The following is a 14422-nucleotide window of genomic DNA, read 5'->3' as shown; positions in this document are numbered from 1 at the left end:
TGGGTTTTCTTACTGCTTCATGGGCGAGCGGTGGGTCAGGTACATGACTGTGGTGAGGATATTTTGACCCCACCCGTCGGCGGGAACGGGTGTCGCCAAATTGCAGGATCGGTGCTGTCATGGAACCAGAAGCCCGGCTGGTTCTCTGAGGAGGAGTGACGGTGAGCGGCACCAGTCCCGATCCGGTTTATGGCCGGCAGGATCTGAGGAAGTACCTGATCCTGATCGGCGGGTTCACCGCCGCCCTGTGCTGGTGGATCGGTCTGACCGGTTTCGTCAACAGCGGCGGCGGTGCGGCCGTATTCTTCGGCATTCCCGTTCTCCTGACCCTCGGAACGTTGTTGGCCGCGCGCAGGCGCAGACCCCGTGCACCCAAACACCTGAAAAAATTCCGCCGCCGGCCGGTCGTCATCCGTCTTCGGCGAGGACCCAAAGGGTCCCTGACCATCATCGGGGTCTTCACGGCGGCCCTGTGCTGGTGGATCGCTGTCGTGGGATTCGTCAACGCCGGCGGCGGCGCGGGAGTGTTCTTCACCATTCCGTTTCTGCTGACCCTCGGAACCCTCTGGGCCGCCCAAAACAGGGACCGGACGACTGCTCGCCGACATCCCTAACCGATAGGTGTCGTGTTCAGCGGTCCCGCGGCGGCCAACAGTGATGACGCTGGTTCCGCAACACCGTTGGCGCGGCACTGCTGAGGGGGCTTACAGAATCCCTTCCGCCCCCGTGCAGAACGGGGGTTACCTTCATGGTCCACACGTCCTGAGGGCTCAGGGCAACGCCGGTTGCAGGATCGGCGGATTCAACTGGAGCCGCCCTTATCCTCGACTCTCCGTTCGGACCCAACATTCGTCACCGTGGGAATTTCGCCTTGTCTTCCGCATCATCCACGAACGCTACCTGAATCGTGTATTGCTGATAGAGCTCGATGGCATCTTCCAGGGACATGCGTCCGAGGTCCAGCGCTGTTTTCAGCCCATCAAGTTGGGCATTGCATACCTCTGCTGCAGTGACCTTTGTGGACACTGCATGCGAATTACTCAAACTGGTCGATATGGCAGCGGCGACGGACATCAGCATTGCTGCCAGGCAGAGCACTTGCCATACTATGGAGCTTTGTTCCAGCGTCAGTGCTTCCTGAACCCCCGCGGCAAACTTCGTGCCGCCAAGGGCGGGGCCTGCTGTGAGACCCGCAGCCAGCGCGCTACCAAGGACGCTTGTCATGACCAGCCTGTTCCGGCGGGGTCGTTCATGACGCAGGAACAGCCTGACAGCTGACTGTCGCTGCTCGATGTTTGCGATCAGTTTCTGACGAGCTTCTTGTTCCTCCACGACTTCCTCCCGGAGGCGGTATTTGGGGCGTATTCTACCCGTTCTCGAAAGGTGATCGCCGAAGTTTCGTGAGCGGCACCGACATCCAGAAGGCTTATGGCGTCCCCTGGGGGGCCCAGCGGAAACAACGCCCGGACCCGTATCCAGTCGAGCACTTATGGCGTTGCCGACGCGTTATTGCCCAGGTTGACTGCTTCTCGAAGACGCTTCACCCAAGAGCTGAGGGACGACCCGTGTGAATGAAAGTCGCCATCCTGAGCGCAGTCACCGTCGTCGTCCTCACCGGCAATCGGCGCTATGGCGTTCCAGCCATCCGTCGTCGAGTGCCAACACCGGATTGCCTTGATGTCACCGCTAGCGGTGGCGAGCCTGCCACTTGTGACTTGAAGGGTTTTGGCGGGCAACCATCGACCGATGAGAGGTGTACCTCGGCCACCGACCCCTCGGGTGATACAGGCGGCTACTGCATTTGGTGCCAGGTCGTATCCCGGGCGGTGCAAACCGTACGATGGCCCTAGGCCAGGCGCCGTCGGATGTGTCCACGCCCAAGAAGACAGCGGAGGGTCGAACATGCTCGACGACCAGGAAGAAGCAGCAGCCCTGACCACGGCGTTGCTGCGGGAAGCGGCCGGAGCGCGGGTGATCTGGGACTTCGACGGTGTGGTCGGCCACACTGAACCCCTGCATGAGGCCAGCTACCGAGAATTGGCAGAGCGTCGAAGCTATGGTTTCGCCCCGGACTTCTTTGGCGATCTCGTCGGGCACACCGAGCAGTGGATCTGGGAGCGTCTTATCTCGCAGGGGTTCCCCGCCACCATGGCCGAGATCGAGGATCTCCACGCGGAGCGGGGAGCCGTTGTTGCTGCCGTCGCTCTGCGCAGCCTGGAGCCTTCCTGGCTGGCAGCCCGCGTGATGCCGGCGCTCGATGGGGTCGCCGACGAGCAACTCGTCGTTTCCAATGGCGACCCGGACCTGATCGCGGCTCTGCTTGCCGGGTGGAACCTCGATCCGTTCGTCGAGGTTGCCCGCCGGACTCCGGGACGAGACAAGGAAGCACTCTTTCGCTCTCTTTGTGTCCCCCCATGTGTCGTCCTGGAGGACAGCGACACCTATCTGGCACTCGGACGGGAGCTGGGTGCCTTCACGGTCGGCGTGCGGCACTCCCATAACCCGCGGGCAGCCCTCGTCGCAGATCTGACAACTCACCTGTGAACCGCTCGAATCCGCACGTGGCAGGGACACAATGATGACTACCCCCCAAAGCCAGTTGTTCCACTTCAACCAGCGCGGGAGATGACCAACCTCGGTACCTTAATTGGGGGAATGGGCACGGGCACGGTCCGGGAGCGGTTGTGCGAGAGTGGTGGCATGCCTTCTGTGCAGACGTTGAGCGAGGGAGACCGCCGGCTCGTGGCCGCGTGGGCAGCCGACTGCGCGGAGCGGGTCCTGCCATTGTTCGAGGCAGAGAATTCGGATGACGACCGTCCTCGCGATGCCATCGCACGCGCACGGGCCTTCTCCCATGGAGACCTGGATGCAGCTGGTGAGATACGCCGCCGTTTCGTGGCCAATCGCGCTGCCCAGGAGGTGAGATCACCGGCAGCCAAAGCTGCCGCCCGGGCTGCCGGGCAAGCCTCCGGTGTAGCCCATATGGGGGCGCATGCCCTCGGCGCTGCGGCTTATGCGGCGAAAGCCGCGGCCCTCTCCACTCCCGGTGGCGGGGCGGTGGAGACGGCCTGGCAGATCGAGCATATGAGCGGGCCCGTCCGAGAAGCGCTCCGAAATCTTCCACGACTGGGCGAGGACCGGTCAGGTCCCCTCGGTCCGGGGCTCCTCGCATCAGGAGAACTCGGTCGGAACATCCGCGCCCTTCAGGCCGCTCTGACTCAGCATCCCTAAATCATTCTGATCTCCAGACTGCCATCCGGGGGTTGGAGGGAACACGGCGCGGACAACTCGGCGGCGTCCCTTCGTGCGACGGCAGGAAAGAACTCTCACGACAAGGCCCTTTCGGACCTCATCGGCGAACTTGTCATCCGCAAATTACGAGAAGATCAGCGCGTGGAGGAGTAAAATTTGCTCATCGAGCCGTCGCAGAACGGTGTTCGAATTGGCAGCGGCGTTGCTTTCGCCGCCATAGGGATGTCCCGTTTACACGCGAGTTCGGGCTGTTGCGCTTCTAGTTTGTGTTCTAGTAATCATTTTTCCGGTGAGGGAAGCCAATCTTAGCAATGCGAGCCCTTCATGCCGGGGCTCGTATTGGAGCGAAGCCTGCAGTCGAAAGAGCCCCAGGCTCGTGAGAACTGCGATCGCAGTAATCCTGTAGAGAGCGACGCCGCCGATCCCATCGAGCGTTGCTGCCTGTGACATTGGAGTCGTCATGACAGTGATAAGAACCTCTATCAAAACCCTTGCCCTCACCTTCGTGATCGGGCTCTTCGCAACAGCGTCCCCGGCGGTGGCCGCCGACGGTGTTCTTAGCGTCGACAGCGCTTCCTTGGTCGCGCGAGGAGCGGCAGTCGACGTAACGTACTCGCTTGTTTGTGACGCGGACGCTGAGGTCTTCACCTCCGTAAGGCTGGCGCAGAGAAGCGGCGGGGGCGTCGCCACTGGCATTGGAAGCCCGTCCGGGGGTCGCGTTGCATGCACGGGTGAGAAGCAAACAATCACCGTATGGGTGCTGGCGAATAGTGGTCCGGCGTTCAAGCGTGGCGTCGCAGCAGCGTCTGTAAGCCAATTCAGTTGCCTCACCCCTGAGGAACCCTGCACGATTTCCGAGTTGAACGAGGAAATCACAATCACCAGGTGATGGCGGGCCGGAAGCTTGCGAGCGCCGAAGGCCGCCCAGGACTGGGGGGCTTTCGGCGCCAATCCCTCCGCTGCGGCCATACCCGGCCCAACAGACTCCGGTCATGGACCTGCACCAGATGATGGGGGCCAAGTGGTTGGACCTGGATACCGGGACGAGGCCCGGTATCCAGCCCACGCCGTGACCGAATGGGTCAAACCGTTCAGTCGCCGGTGATCTTTACAATTATTTTCCCCCGGGTGTGACCCGCCATGTTCAGCCGCAATGCCTCGGCTGCGTTCTCCAGCGGAAAGACCCGGGCCACCTCGACCGTGAGCCGACGTTCGTCCACCAGGTGCGACAAGCGCTCCAGATCGGCTCCGATTGGGCTCACCCACATCCAGGTGCCACCGTGCTGCTCCACCGTGTCGTCCGCGATGGAGGCATGCCGTCCCTTTGGGGCGAGGACGGCCAGGGTGGCGTCCAGGGTGCCGCCTACGAAGTCTGCAACGACGTCGACGCCGCCGGGGGCCAACGCCCGGACCCGCTCCGCGAGACCCTCGCCGTAGCTGACCGGTTCGGCGCCGAGGGCGCGAAGGAAGTCATGGTTCCTTTCCGAGGCGGTCGCGATCACCCGAGCGCCGGCTGCCACCGCGATCTGGATTCCCAGCGAACCCACGCCACCAGCCCCGCCATGGATCAGAAGCGTATCTGTCGGTTGGACGTCGAGCCGGGTCAGGACCTGGTACGCGGTCAATCCGGCGAGCGGAAGACCCGCGGCCTCTTCCCAGCCCAGTGTTTGCGGCTTTCGGGCCACAAGCCGCTCGGGCAAGGCAATGTACTCGGCAAAGCTGCCGCCATGGACGAAGTCCTTTCGTCCGTAGGAGACCACTTCATCGCCGGGCCGGAAATGCGGGGCGTCGATGCCCACAGACTCCACCACGCCCGCGACGTCCCAGCCTGGAACGGCCGGGAACTGGACGTCCATGATCGGATCGAGGTAGCCCGCCATGATCTTCCAGTCGACAGGGTTCACCGACGCCGCTTTCACCTTCACCAGGACCATTCCAGGCCCGACCTTGGGCAAGGGTTGCTCGGTCAGTTCAAGGACTTCCGGACTTCCGTACTGACTGTAAGTCATCGCTTTCATGACTTACGACAACCGCCGTCGGGGCGGTCATATTCCAGCGGAGCTAACGGTTCTCCCCACAGATGAGGCCGCCAATCCCGCCGGGCGGTGTGGAGATGGTCTTCGCCGTCCACTGTTCCCGACTGCCAGGACAGTGTGAGCCCGTCCGCGGTGTCCTCGAGCAAGGCGAGGTTGTTGTCGAACCACGGTCCCCTGATGTTCCGCCAGCGGAACGGTGGGTGGGGAACTTTCACGGAGCGCGCCACGAGGGCCCCGAGAGGTGCCGCCACGGCGTAGGAGAGGATGGCGGTGGAGGAGCGCAGGAGCCGCGGCAGCGGATTGCGGATCGGGGAGCAGACCACCTGGAGGATCCGGCTGCCCGATGTCCTGTCCACTTCGGCGACGTAGGAGAAGTGGACGTCTCCCGACAGGAAGGTCACCGTCTCCGGTGCCGGGCCCCGGTTGCCGTCCGCCACCTCCGTGGCCACCGGAAGTTCGTTCCAATCTCCGGGTCGAGCAGGACTCTGGTACGCGTTCCGCACCATAAGAGACCGTCTCGACAAGAGACTGTCTCGACGCCGACGTCACCCGCAGTTCCGCGGGCCGGTTGGCCTGATGGAGTGCTCGTTCCCCACCGCTTCCGGGAGCGCCGCGTGGGTTGACGGTCCTTCGGACAGGCCGGTGACTATGTCCCGTCAGATCAACCACCAGGACGAGGAGGTTCAACCTCCCCGCTAGGCCCGTGCAGCGAGGGTGCCGCCGGTTGCCAGTCTCATCAGGTCGGTGTCGAAGGCAACCTCCGGGGCGGCCGTTGCAGGGCGGGCGTTCCCGGCGAAGGTGTGCTGGTACTTGCCCCAGGCGTCGTCGGTGATCGCGGCTCTGATGCCGGTAGTGACCATTGCCGCAAGTTCGGTCGCCGCACGTTCGATCCGGGTGGTGAGCGCACTGTCTCCCCAGTCCTCCGGTGCAGCGAAGAGCGAGGTGGGCGTGGTGAGCGTGCGCATGAAGGCAAAGAGCGGCCGGAGCTGATCATCGATCACCAGTGCGTGCCGGGCACTCCCGCCGGTTGCGGCAAGGACCACGGGCACGGCGATGAGGAGATCGTTGTCGAGGATATCCATGAAGGCCTTGAACAGCCCGCTGATGCCTGCCTTGTAGATAGGAGTCGTCGCGATGACGGCGTCAGCGGCGGCGAGCCTGTCGATGGCGGCCTGGAGGTCCGGGTCAGGGAAACCTGAAACGATCGCTTGGGCGATGTTGGCGGCGAGGGGACGCAGCTCGATGATGCTGACCGCGGCCGGGATGCCCTTCCCGTTGAGGCGGTCGAGTGTTTTCTGGGTCAGGCGGTCGGCAAGCATCCGGGAGGAGGAGGTGTCGCTCATGCCTCCGCTGAGGACCACGATGCTGCGGGTCTGCTCCGGGTCCGGGTGGGCGTGCTGGGGGGAAGTGGAGTTCACGAGGGGGTCCGTTCGGTAGTGGGCTTGTTCAGAAGGGCCGGATCGATTACTGCGGTGATCTGCCGGCAGAGGTCGCGAAGCTGTTCGAGCTGGGCGTGGCTGAGGGCGCTGGTCATTCTGGCAGCGACGGCCCGCGCGTGCTTCCGCCCCACCCGTCTTTGCGCTTCGGTTCCCGCATGGGTAAGAAGGATGCGGGCTTCCCGGCGGTCCACCTGGTTCGGACGCTTTTCCACGAGCCCGCGCTCCTCAAGCCGCGACACGAGTTTCGACATACCCGGCTGGGAGAGCAGGATCCTCCGGCCGAGGTCGCTGATTCCCAGTCCGCCGTCGGCCTTGGACAGGGTGAAGAGGACGTCGTACTCCCGATTGGAGACTTCATCCCAGATCTCGTCGGCGGCGAACCGTCGGCCAAGTGCGCTCTCTGCCTGAAGCAGGGCCTCCCAGGACTCATTCGCCAGCCGGATCTCGTTTCTGTCCTGCGGGTTCATCGGATCACCCTTCTAGCCGATCAGCGGATAGCGGGCCGGAGTCGCGGCATCGCTGTCCTGGTAGGGCGAGGTGCCCGTGACGTTGTCCCCCCGGTTGGGGTTGGGGCGCGGCTGTCGCGGTGCGGCGTCGCCGTACTTTGCCTTCGTGAGGGACTCGTGGGTGGGGGCGTCCGCCGCGTCAGGGGAACGCCGTGCGGCCATCTCCTTGCGCAGCACGGGAACAACCTCCCCGCCGAGCAATTCGAGCTGGTCGAGCACGGCGGCCAGCGGCAGGCCCGAATGGTCCATGACCCAAAGCTGGCGCTGGTAGTCGCCGAACTTCTCCTGGAATTCCAGGGTCTTGTCGATGATCTGCTGGGGGCTTCCGACGCTCAGCGGGGTCTGCTGCGCGTAGTACTCCAACGGGGCTCCGTGCCCGTAGACCGGGGCTTCGTTGAAGTACGGGCGGAACTCGCGCAAGGCGTCCTGGGAGCGTTTGGCGATGTACGCCTGCCCGCCGAGTCCCACGATGGCCTGGGCCTTGGTGCCGTGCCCGTAGTGCTCGAAGCGCTCGCGGTAGAGGTTGACCAGGGGCAGGAAGTGGAAGTTGGGGGCCAGGATGTTGTTCGCGAAGAATCCGTTGCCATAGTAGGCAGCCTGCTCGGCGATCTCCGGCGTGCGGATCGCGCCGTGCCAGACGAAGGGAGGCACGTCGTCCAGGGGCCGGGGAGTGGAAGTGAATCCCTGGAGCGGGGTCCGGAAATTGCCTTCCCAGTCCACGACGTCTTCGCGCCACAGCCGGTGCAGCAGGTTGTAGTTCTCCAACGCCAACGGCAGGCCCTGACGGATGTCCTTGCCGAACCACGGGTAGACCGGGACAGTGTTGCCGCGTCCAAGGGTCAGGTCCAGCCGGCCCTTGGCCAGATGCTGCGCCAGCGCGTACTCCTCGGCGATGCGGACGGGATCGTTCGTCGTGATCAGGGTGACCGACGTCGAAAGGATGATCCGCTTGGTCAGGGCTGCGACATGGGCCAGCAGGGTTGTCGGCGAGGAGGAGAAGAACGGCGGGTTGTGGTGCTCGCCGATGGCGAAGACATCGAGACCGACCTCTTCGGCCTTGACTGCCATCTTCACCGTTGCATCGATGCGTTCCGCCTCGCTGGGCGTGTACCCCGTCACCGGGTTCCGCGTGATGTCGCTGACCGAGAAAATTCCGAACTGCATCGTGCATGCCTTTCACAGAGGAACTACATAACCAGTTATGTATCTTGTCTGTAGAACGGTGCATAACCAGTGATGTATTCCTGCGCTCTCCGTGACATGCAGCACCAGGCCCTGCAGCACTGACGGAACCGACAGTGCGCACTGCCCGAAACGGGAGGCCCGCTTCGGTAACGGCATCTCCGCCCCCTTACGATCTCTTCTTGGAGGGGCTCGCCGAAACGTGATCTTGGTACCGCCGTAACAGCGCTCGTGATCTGGGTCGCCGAGCCGTCGGTGATGCGCCTGCTTCGTTCCCAGGCTCCATGCCCCTGCCCTGCGTCGCCCGGGGTAGGCTGGCCGCGGCACCCGCTCTCTGGCGGATACGGGTGGTCCTGGCGGACCGGCCCGGTGCCCTCAAGCGGATCACCCACCAGCTGACCCAACTGAACATCAACATCCTCGGAATCCACGCACACCGCACGGTCGGCGGAAGCCTCGATGAACTGGTGCTATCCGTGCCGGGTGAACTGAGCTGGCCCGTGAGATGGCAGGACGGGTCGACGCCCTGATCATCGGCTGCGCTGCGGATCCCGGACTCGAGGAAACCCGTGCCGCCGTCGGGATTCCTGTCATCGGAGCAGGGTCCGTTGCAGCAGCGGCTGCCCTCGCCTACCGCGGCCGCGTCGGCGTGCTGGGCTTCCATGCTGACCGCAGCCGTATCGATGCAACCCCCCCAGCCCGTGCAGGAAAGGCTCCCGGCCAGTACACCCTCATCCCGCAACAGGACCGGGGCTCCGGCATGGTCAGATTCAGAGGTGGTGCGGCCCGCAGTCAAAATTCAACGGGTAGGTATCCGGTTCCGTGGTCGGCATGGGGAGGTAGTCGGAGGTGAGGACCCGTTGCATGACCTGTTGGAAAGACCTGCCGGTCACGGCAGGGCGCCCAGCTAGTCGCCGCGTCCGGCCTCGGTACTGATGCACAGCCGGTTGCCTTGGGCGTCACTGGCCACTACCCACATGGGCGCGTGGTCATGGTCGAGTGTTGCACCAACGCTTGCCAGGGAATCCAGAGTCGAGGCGCTTTCGCTGAAGGGGACGGTGACGTCCACGTGAAGACGATTCACGTTGGGACTTTGGGTCTCCTGAAACCAGATGGCCGGACCCCTGCCATAGGGATCGGTCAGGCTTCCGTCTTCCCGCCTCTTGTAGCCCAGTGCAGTTCGCCAGACGTCCGAGATGGCTTCCGGTGCATCGGTGTCGATGGCTATCTCCACGGTGCGCAGGAGTTCCGGGCGGGGCGTGGCGCCAGCGGCCTGGGCCTGCGTCGATATCGCGCGGGCCAACGTCACGTCACGCGCCGTCACCCTGCCTCCGGCATCATGGGAGGTGAGAGTAACGAACAGCGTGTCGTACCGCCAGTCAACATCGGGGTGGTGGTCGGTTTCCTGTGCCAGCCCGCCAATCGTGGAAAGCAGATCCAAGGCAGTGGCGGATGATTCACATCTAAGGGCCGTCCGCAAGGCACCCAGACCGTAGCGCCATTCCGGCAGCTCGAGCAGATTTGCTTGGATTTGCTTTTGGTTCAAAACATCTCCTGCTGGCATGGTTTTCTCCTCCGGGTTTCGACTAATTGGAGTCTGCCGCATGGGCCGGGATGGGAGCCAGAAACAGTTCATCGAAAGCCCGGCGGTCGACCAATCCGGACAGCGTCTGCGGCCCGCGCTCAACTAAATGACTGAGAATAGTACGCACACCCGCGGCAAAGGGGGATGGATCCTTGGATGTCCCGGGTCAGCCTACGTGTACCCATGGCCGGCGGGACACATCGGGTTCGGCCTCGCGCAGTACCTCCCGGGTGACGGGTGCGATTTCGCCTTCGCCGAGGATGAGGAATTTGACGAGGTTGACCAGGGGGTTGCCTTCGGTCCAGCGGAAGTAGACGTGCGGCATGAGTCCGGTGATGTCCCGGAGGTGCAGCATCACGGCGGCGATGGTGTTGGGCACGTTGGAGCTGTGGACCTGGAGGATGCGGAACCCGTGCCGGGTCACCCCGCGGACCTGGAGATGCGTCTCAAACTCGGACGAGTCATCGACGATGACCTCGATGAACAAGGGCTCATCCGACGGGCTGAGGTGGCTGACGGTGCAGGCGTGCTGGAATTTGCGGCGGTAGGCCGCGGCGTTGAGCCGCTGGGGCTCGTGGGCGATCAGCGAGATCTGTCCGGAGTCCTGTGCCGCGACGAAGGACAACGCCTGGTCATCGAGGGTGATCGCGGCGGCTCGCAGCTCAAATGCCCGGCGCGCCCTCGAGGCGAAGGACACCACGAGGATTCCGAGGATGAACAGGGCGGCGATGCCGGCGCCGTCGGGCCTTTCCCACACGTTGGTGAGGGTGGTCCAGATCAGGATGAGGGAGATGATCCCGAAGCCGAGCGCGGCCGGGTGCTGGGCACGGCGGCGGGCGGACAAGGTCACGGCCACCGATGCCGAGGTGATCAGCACCAGCACCCCGGTCGCGTAGGCGCCGCTCTGGGCTTCGACGTCGGCCTCGAAAGCGATAGTGACCGCGGCGGCGATGAGGGTGAACACCAGAACCATAGGCCGGACGGCCCGCGACCACGCGGGGGCCATGCCGTAGCGGGGAAGGTACCGCGGCACGAGGTTGAGCAGCCCGGTCATAGCGGAGGCGCCGGCGAACCAGAGGATGGCGATGGTGCTGACGTCGTAGAGCGTTCCGAAGCCCTCGCCGAGGTACCTGTGGGCGAGGTAGGCCAGGGCGCGGCCGCTGGCCTCCCCGTCCTCCTCGAACTCGTCCGCAGGGATGAGCAGGGTCGTCACGAAGCTCGAGGTGATCAGGAAGCCGCTCATAATCACGGCGGCCGAGGTGAGCAGTTTCCGTGCCCCGATGATCCGGCCCAGAGGCAGGTCGTGCGTGTCCCCCGGGGCGCCCTTGATCTGTGGCATCACCACGACGCCGGTCTCGAACCCCGAGAGCCCGAGCGCTAGCCGGGGGAAGACCAGCAGTGCGACGGCGACCACGGCAAGGGGGTTGCTGTGCTGGGCGGTGAGGGTGCTCCACCAGTTGCCGATGGGTTCGGGATGGGCGGTGATCCGCGCGGCGGCGGTCACGACGACGACGAGGTTCAGGGCGAGGAAGGTGGCGACCAAGGCCACGGCGATGCCGATCGCCTCGTGGAACCCGCGGAGGAAGACGACGGCGAGGAGAACCAGGAACACCAGGGTCACGGCCACCTCCTGACCGTGCAGCCAGGAGGGCGCGAAGGGGTTTTCGATCAGGTGGGCGGTGGCGTCGGCGGCGGAGAGGGTGATGGTGATGATGAAGCTGGTGGCGGCGAAGCCCAACAGGGCGAGCACGAACACCTTGCCCTTCCATTTGGGCAGCAGCTTCTCCAGCATCGCAATGGAGCCCTCGCCATTGGGGCTTTCGCGGGCCACCCGCTTGTAGACGGGCAGTGCACCGAACAAGGTGACTGCGACGAGGATGAGCGTGGCGATGGGGGCCAGTGCGCCGGCCGCGGCGGCGGCGATGGCCGGCTGGTACCCGAGGGTGGAGAAGTAGTCCACCCCGGTCAGGCACATGACTTTCCACCAGGGCTGCACGGTGGATCGGGGCCGGCGCTGGGGCCGGCGCTGGTTCTCGTCGTCGAGAAGCCAGTGGCCGAGCCGGCGGGCCCGGCGGGACTGGACGACTTGCTCTAGGGTTGCGCTCACGGGCTCGAATCTACGCCCGGCCTGATGGGGCACCCGTGCTTCTTGATGGATCCTTAACACCTTGATAGCTGAGGCCTTCTGCAGGCGAGCAGGCAGATCGGCGGCGATCAGGGCTCGAACCGGTATCCCATCCCGCTTTCGGTGATGAAGTAGCGCGGACGGGCCGGGTCCGGTTCGAGCTTGCGCCGCAGCTGGTTCAGGTACACCCGCAGGTACTGCACCTCCCGGGCGTAGGCCGGCCCCCAGACCTCCAGCAGCAGTTTCTGTTGTGTGACGAGCTGGCCGGGGTTCCGCACCAGCAGCTCGACGATCCGCCATTCGGTGGGGGTCAGGCGTACCTGTTCGCCGCGGCGCTCGGCCTTCCTGCCGGCAAGGTCCAGTTGAAAGTCGGCGGTGGTGACCACGGGTGTCCCCGGGGCCACGGCAGAGCGCCGTTCGGCTGCACGCAGGCGCGCCAGCAGCTCCTCGAGGCCGAACGGTTTGGTCACGTAGTCGTCGGCCCCGGCGTCCAGTGCCTCGACCTTGTCCTCGGGACCGTGGCGGGCGGACAGCACGATGATCGGCACTTGGGTCCAGGCCCGCAGGCCGGCGATGACCTGCACCCCGTCCATGTCCGGCAGTCCCAGGTCAAGGAGCACCAGGTCGGGGCGGTGCTCGGAGGCGGCCAAAAGGGCGGATGCGCCGTCGACGGCGGTCACCGGGTGGTAACCGTGGGTGCGCAGGTTGATCTGCAGCGCGCGCAGCAGCTGCGGTTCGTCCTCCACCACCAGCACCGTGGTCACGGCCGAACCCCCGTTGAAAGGGGCAGCCGGATGATCATCGTCAGGCCTCCACCCGGTGCCGGTTCGGCAAACAGTTCCCCGCCCATCACCTCGGTGAACCCGCGGGCGACCGCCAGGCCCAGCCCCACGCCGGAGGGGCCGGCATCGTCGAGGCGCTGGAAGGGTTGAAACATGCGCACCATCCCGTCCGCGCCGACTCCGGGTCCATGGTCGCGGATGCGCAGTTCGCCCGCCGGGAAGCTTCCGAGGGTTCCGGAAACCGCAGACGTGACCACGACGTCGGTGCTGCCTGCGTGCTTCTGTGCGTTCTCGGCGATATTGGCGACGACCCGTTCGAGCATGCCGAAGTCCGCCTGCACCGGGGGAGCGTTGGGCTCGAGCAGAATCCGCACATTCTCCGACGGCATCCCCCGCAGGGCGGCGCCCACCACGTCCTGCCAGTGCACGGGCCCCAGATGCGCGGTCGCCGCATCGCCGCTCAGCCGCGACATATCGAGCAGATTATCGATCAGCGACGCCAACCGGTCCGACGAGGCCTCGATAGTGCCAAGCAGCTCGTCCTCTTCCTCAGGGGGAAAGTCGACGCCGGGCTGCCGCAGGCTGGTGACCGCGAGCTTGATCCCGGCAAGCGGTGTTCGCAGGTCGTGGGAGACCGCCCGCAGGATCGCGGTGCGCATAATGTTTCCCTCGGCCAGACGGCGGTTCTCCTCGGCGCTGGCGAGCAGCTGCTGACGCTGACGCAGCGCCGCCAGCTGGGACCCGAAGGCGACCAGCAGCCGCTGTTCCCGGGATGTCAGCGTCCGGCCGTATAGCACCAGCTTCAGTCCACCGGGAACACTGATTGCAGCATCCCCGTCGCCGGCCGTCCCACGCCCCGGCGGATCCCCTCCCTGGGAAGCCGACGGCGTGCCGTCCATGGCGAGCATTGTCCACGTGCCGGGCCCGGTAGCGCGGGCGTCGTCCCCCTCATTCTGGACGAACAGTGCCGCCCCTGCCATGCCGAAATGGGTGCGGACATGGCGCAGGAAGCCCTGGAGTGTGTCCTCCGCGGCCAGTACGCCCCGGGCAAGTTCACCCAGCGTCGCGGCATCCGCCGACGCGATGGCGGCCTCCCGGGAACGACGGGCCGCAAGCCCGACCACCAGGGACACCGAGACCGCAACGGCCACGAAAATCACCAGGGTGAGCAGGTTCTCGGCGTCGGCGATCTCCAGGGAGCCGAACGGCTCCGTCGAGAAGTAGTTGAGGATCAGGCTGCTCCACAGCGCGCCCAGCAGCGCAGGCCACAGCCCGCCGACCAACGCAACCGCCACCACGCCGGCGACCTGCAGCAGGACGTCGGCGGCCAGGAAATCGCCACCCGCGGCGAACGTGCCCCACTCCAAGAGCGGCGGAAGAGCCAATGCCAAAGCAAATCCAACGAGGGTACGCACACGGCCAAGTTCCGGTGCCGCTAATCGAGCCATCCCGTAATCCTCGCAGGTCATCCGCTCCTGGGACCTATCCGGACCCCCGAGCGGCAGAGGCTCCACT

16 protein-coding genes are annotated in these 14422 nt (G+C 65.0%); 6 read left to right on the top strand and 10 right to left on the bottom strand.

All coding sequences use genetic code 11. From position 1 onward, the window contains the following. The first annotated feature begins 161 nt into the window (after positions 1-161). Positions 162-614, top strand: coding sequence for a hypothetical protein (locus E2F48_RS03730; RefSeq protein ID WP_133402611.1), 453 nt, complete (start codon positions 162-164; stop codon positions 612-614). Between the two features lie 238 nt (positions 615-852). Here the strand turns inward: E2F48_RS03730 and E2F48_RS03725 are convergent, their stop codons facing one another. Further along, positions 853-1332, bottom strand: coding sequence for a hypothetical protein (locus E2F48_RS03725; protein WP_246018498.1), 480 nt, complete (start codon positions 1330-1332; stop codon positions 853-855). A 570-nt stretch (positions 1333-1902) separates the two neighbouring features. On the opposite strand from E2F48_RS03725, the gene E2F48_RS03720 reads away from it, so the two are divergent. From E2F48_RS03720 to E2F48_RS03710, 3 genes are all read left to right on the top strand, one after another. Next, entirely contained in the window at positions 1903-2544 is a 642-nt protein-coding gene (locus tag E2F48_RS03720) for an HAD family hydrolase (protein ID WP_133402609.1), read from the top strand. Positions 2545-2625: 81 nt separating this feature from the next. Beyond that, positions 2626-3231 carry a putative immunity protein gene (locus tag E2F48_RS17575; RefSeq protein ID WP_342772575.1) on the top strand — a complete coding sequence of 202 codons (606 nt, stop codon included), beginning with the start codon at positions 2626-2628 and terminating at the stop codon, positions 3229-3231. 481 nt (positions 3232-3712) lie between these two features. Continuing rightward, on the top strand, positions 3713-4141 hold the full coding sequence (locus E2F48_RS03710; protein WP_133402607.1) for a hypothetical protein: 429 nt from the start codon (positions 3713-3715) through the stop codon (positions 4139-4141). A gap of 202 nt (positions 4142-4343) precedes the next feature. Here E2F48_RS03710 and E2F48_RS03705 read toward each other — a convergent pair whose 3' ends face one another. The 5 genes from E2F48_RS03705 to E2F48_RS03685 form a co-directional block, all read right to left on the bottom strand. Then, positions 4344-5270, bottom strand: coding sequence for an NADP-dependent oxidoreductase (locus E2F48_RS03705; RefSeq protein WP_133402606.1), 927 nt, complete (start codon positions 5268-5270; stop codon positions 4344-4346). Continuing rightward, entirely contained in the window at positions 5267-5737 is a 471-nt protein-coding gene (locus E2F48_RS03700; protein ID WP_342772574.1) for a hypothetical protein, read from the bottom strand. The genes E2F48_RS03705 and E2F48_RS03700 overlap by 4 nt, the downstream gene beginning before the upstream one ends. Positions 5738-5983: 246 nt before the next feature. Next, complete coding sequence (locus E2F48_RS03695; protein WP_246018497.1) at positions 5984-6706, bottom strand: CE1759 family FMN reductase; 723 nt, start codon at positions 6704-6706, stop codon at positions 5984-5986. Further along, on the bottom strand, positions 6703-7194 hold the full coding sequence (locus E2F48_RS03690; RefSeq protein ID WP_133402605.1) for a MarR family winged helix-turn-helix transcriptional regulator: 492 nt from the start codon (positions 7192-7194) through the stop codon (positions 6703-6705). The genes E2F48_RS03695 and E2F48_RS03690 overlap by 4 nt, the downstream gene beginning before the upstream one ends. 12 nt (positions 7195-7206) lie before the next feature. Further along, positions 7207-8397, bottom strand: coding sequence for an LLM class flavin-dependent oxidoreductase (locus tag E2F48_RS03685; RefSeq protein ID WP_133402604.1), 1191 nt, complete (start codon positions 8395-8397; stop codon positions 7207-7209). A gap of 302 nt (positions 8398-8699) precedes the next feature. Here E2F48_RS03685 and E2F48_RS03680 point away from each other — a divergent pair, with 302 nt between their 5' ends. Both E2F48_RS03680 and E2F48_RS17460 read left to right on the top strand, forming a co-directional pair. Next, entirely contained in the window at positions 8700-8945 is a 246-nt protein-coding gene (locus E2F48_RS03680) for an ACT domain-containing protein (RefSeq protein ID WP_342772573.1), read from the top strand. After that, entirely contained in the window at positions 8921-9268 is a 348-nt protein-coding gene (locus E2F48_RS17460; RefSeq protein ID WP_221411605.1) for an aspartate/glutamate racemase family protein, read from the top strand. Before E2F48_RS03680 ends, E2F48_RS17460 begins: the two co-directional genes overlap by 25 nt. Positions 9269-9322: 54 nt before the next feature. On the opposite strand, the gene E2F48_RS03670 is transcribed toward E2F48_RS17460, so the two are convergent. From E2F48_RS03670 to E2F48_RS03655, 4 genes are all read right to left on the bottom strand, one after another. Next, positions 9323-9979 carry a 4a-hydroxytetrahydrobiopterin dehydratase gene (locus E2F48_RS03670; RefSeq protein ID WP_133402603.1) on the bottom strand — a complete coding sequence of 219 codons (657 nt, stop codon included), beginning with the start codon at positions 9977-9979 and terminating at the stop codon, positions 9323-9325. A 187-nt stretch (positions 9980-10166) separates the two neighbouring features. Further along, entirely contained in the window at positions 10167-11975 is a 1809-nt protein-coding gene (locus E2F48_RS03665; RefSeq protein WP_133402725.1) for an APC family permease, read from the bottom strand. 239 nt (positions 11976-12214) lie between these two features. Then, on the bottom strand, positions 12215-12889 hold the full coding sequence (locus E2F48_RS03660) for a response regulator (RefSeq protein WP_133402602.1): 675 nt from the start codon (positions 12887-12889) through the stop codon (positions 12215-12217). Beyond that, positions 12886-14355 (bottom strand): sensor histidine kinase, encoded by a 1470-nt coding sequence (locus E2F48_RS03655; protein WP_246018496.1) that lies wholly within the window; start codon positions 14353-14355, stop codon positions 12886-12888. The genes E2F48_RS03660 and E2F48_RS03655 overlap by 4 nt, the downstream gene beginning before the upstream one ends. Positions 14356-14422 lie beyond the last annotated feature (67 nt).

Source organism: Arthrobacter crusticola, assembly GCF_004357995.1.
Lineage (GTDB): Bacteria > Actinomycetota > Actinomycetes > Actinomycetales > Micrococcaceae > Arthrobacter_D > Arthrobacter_D crusticola.
The sequence above is the reverse complement of the archived record's forward strand: the minus strand, read 5'-3'. Positions and strand labels throughout refer to the sequence as shown.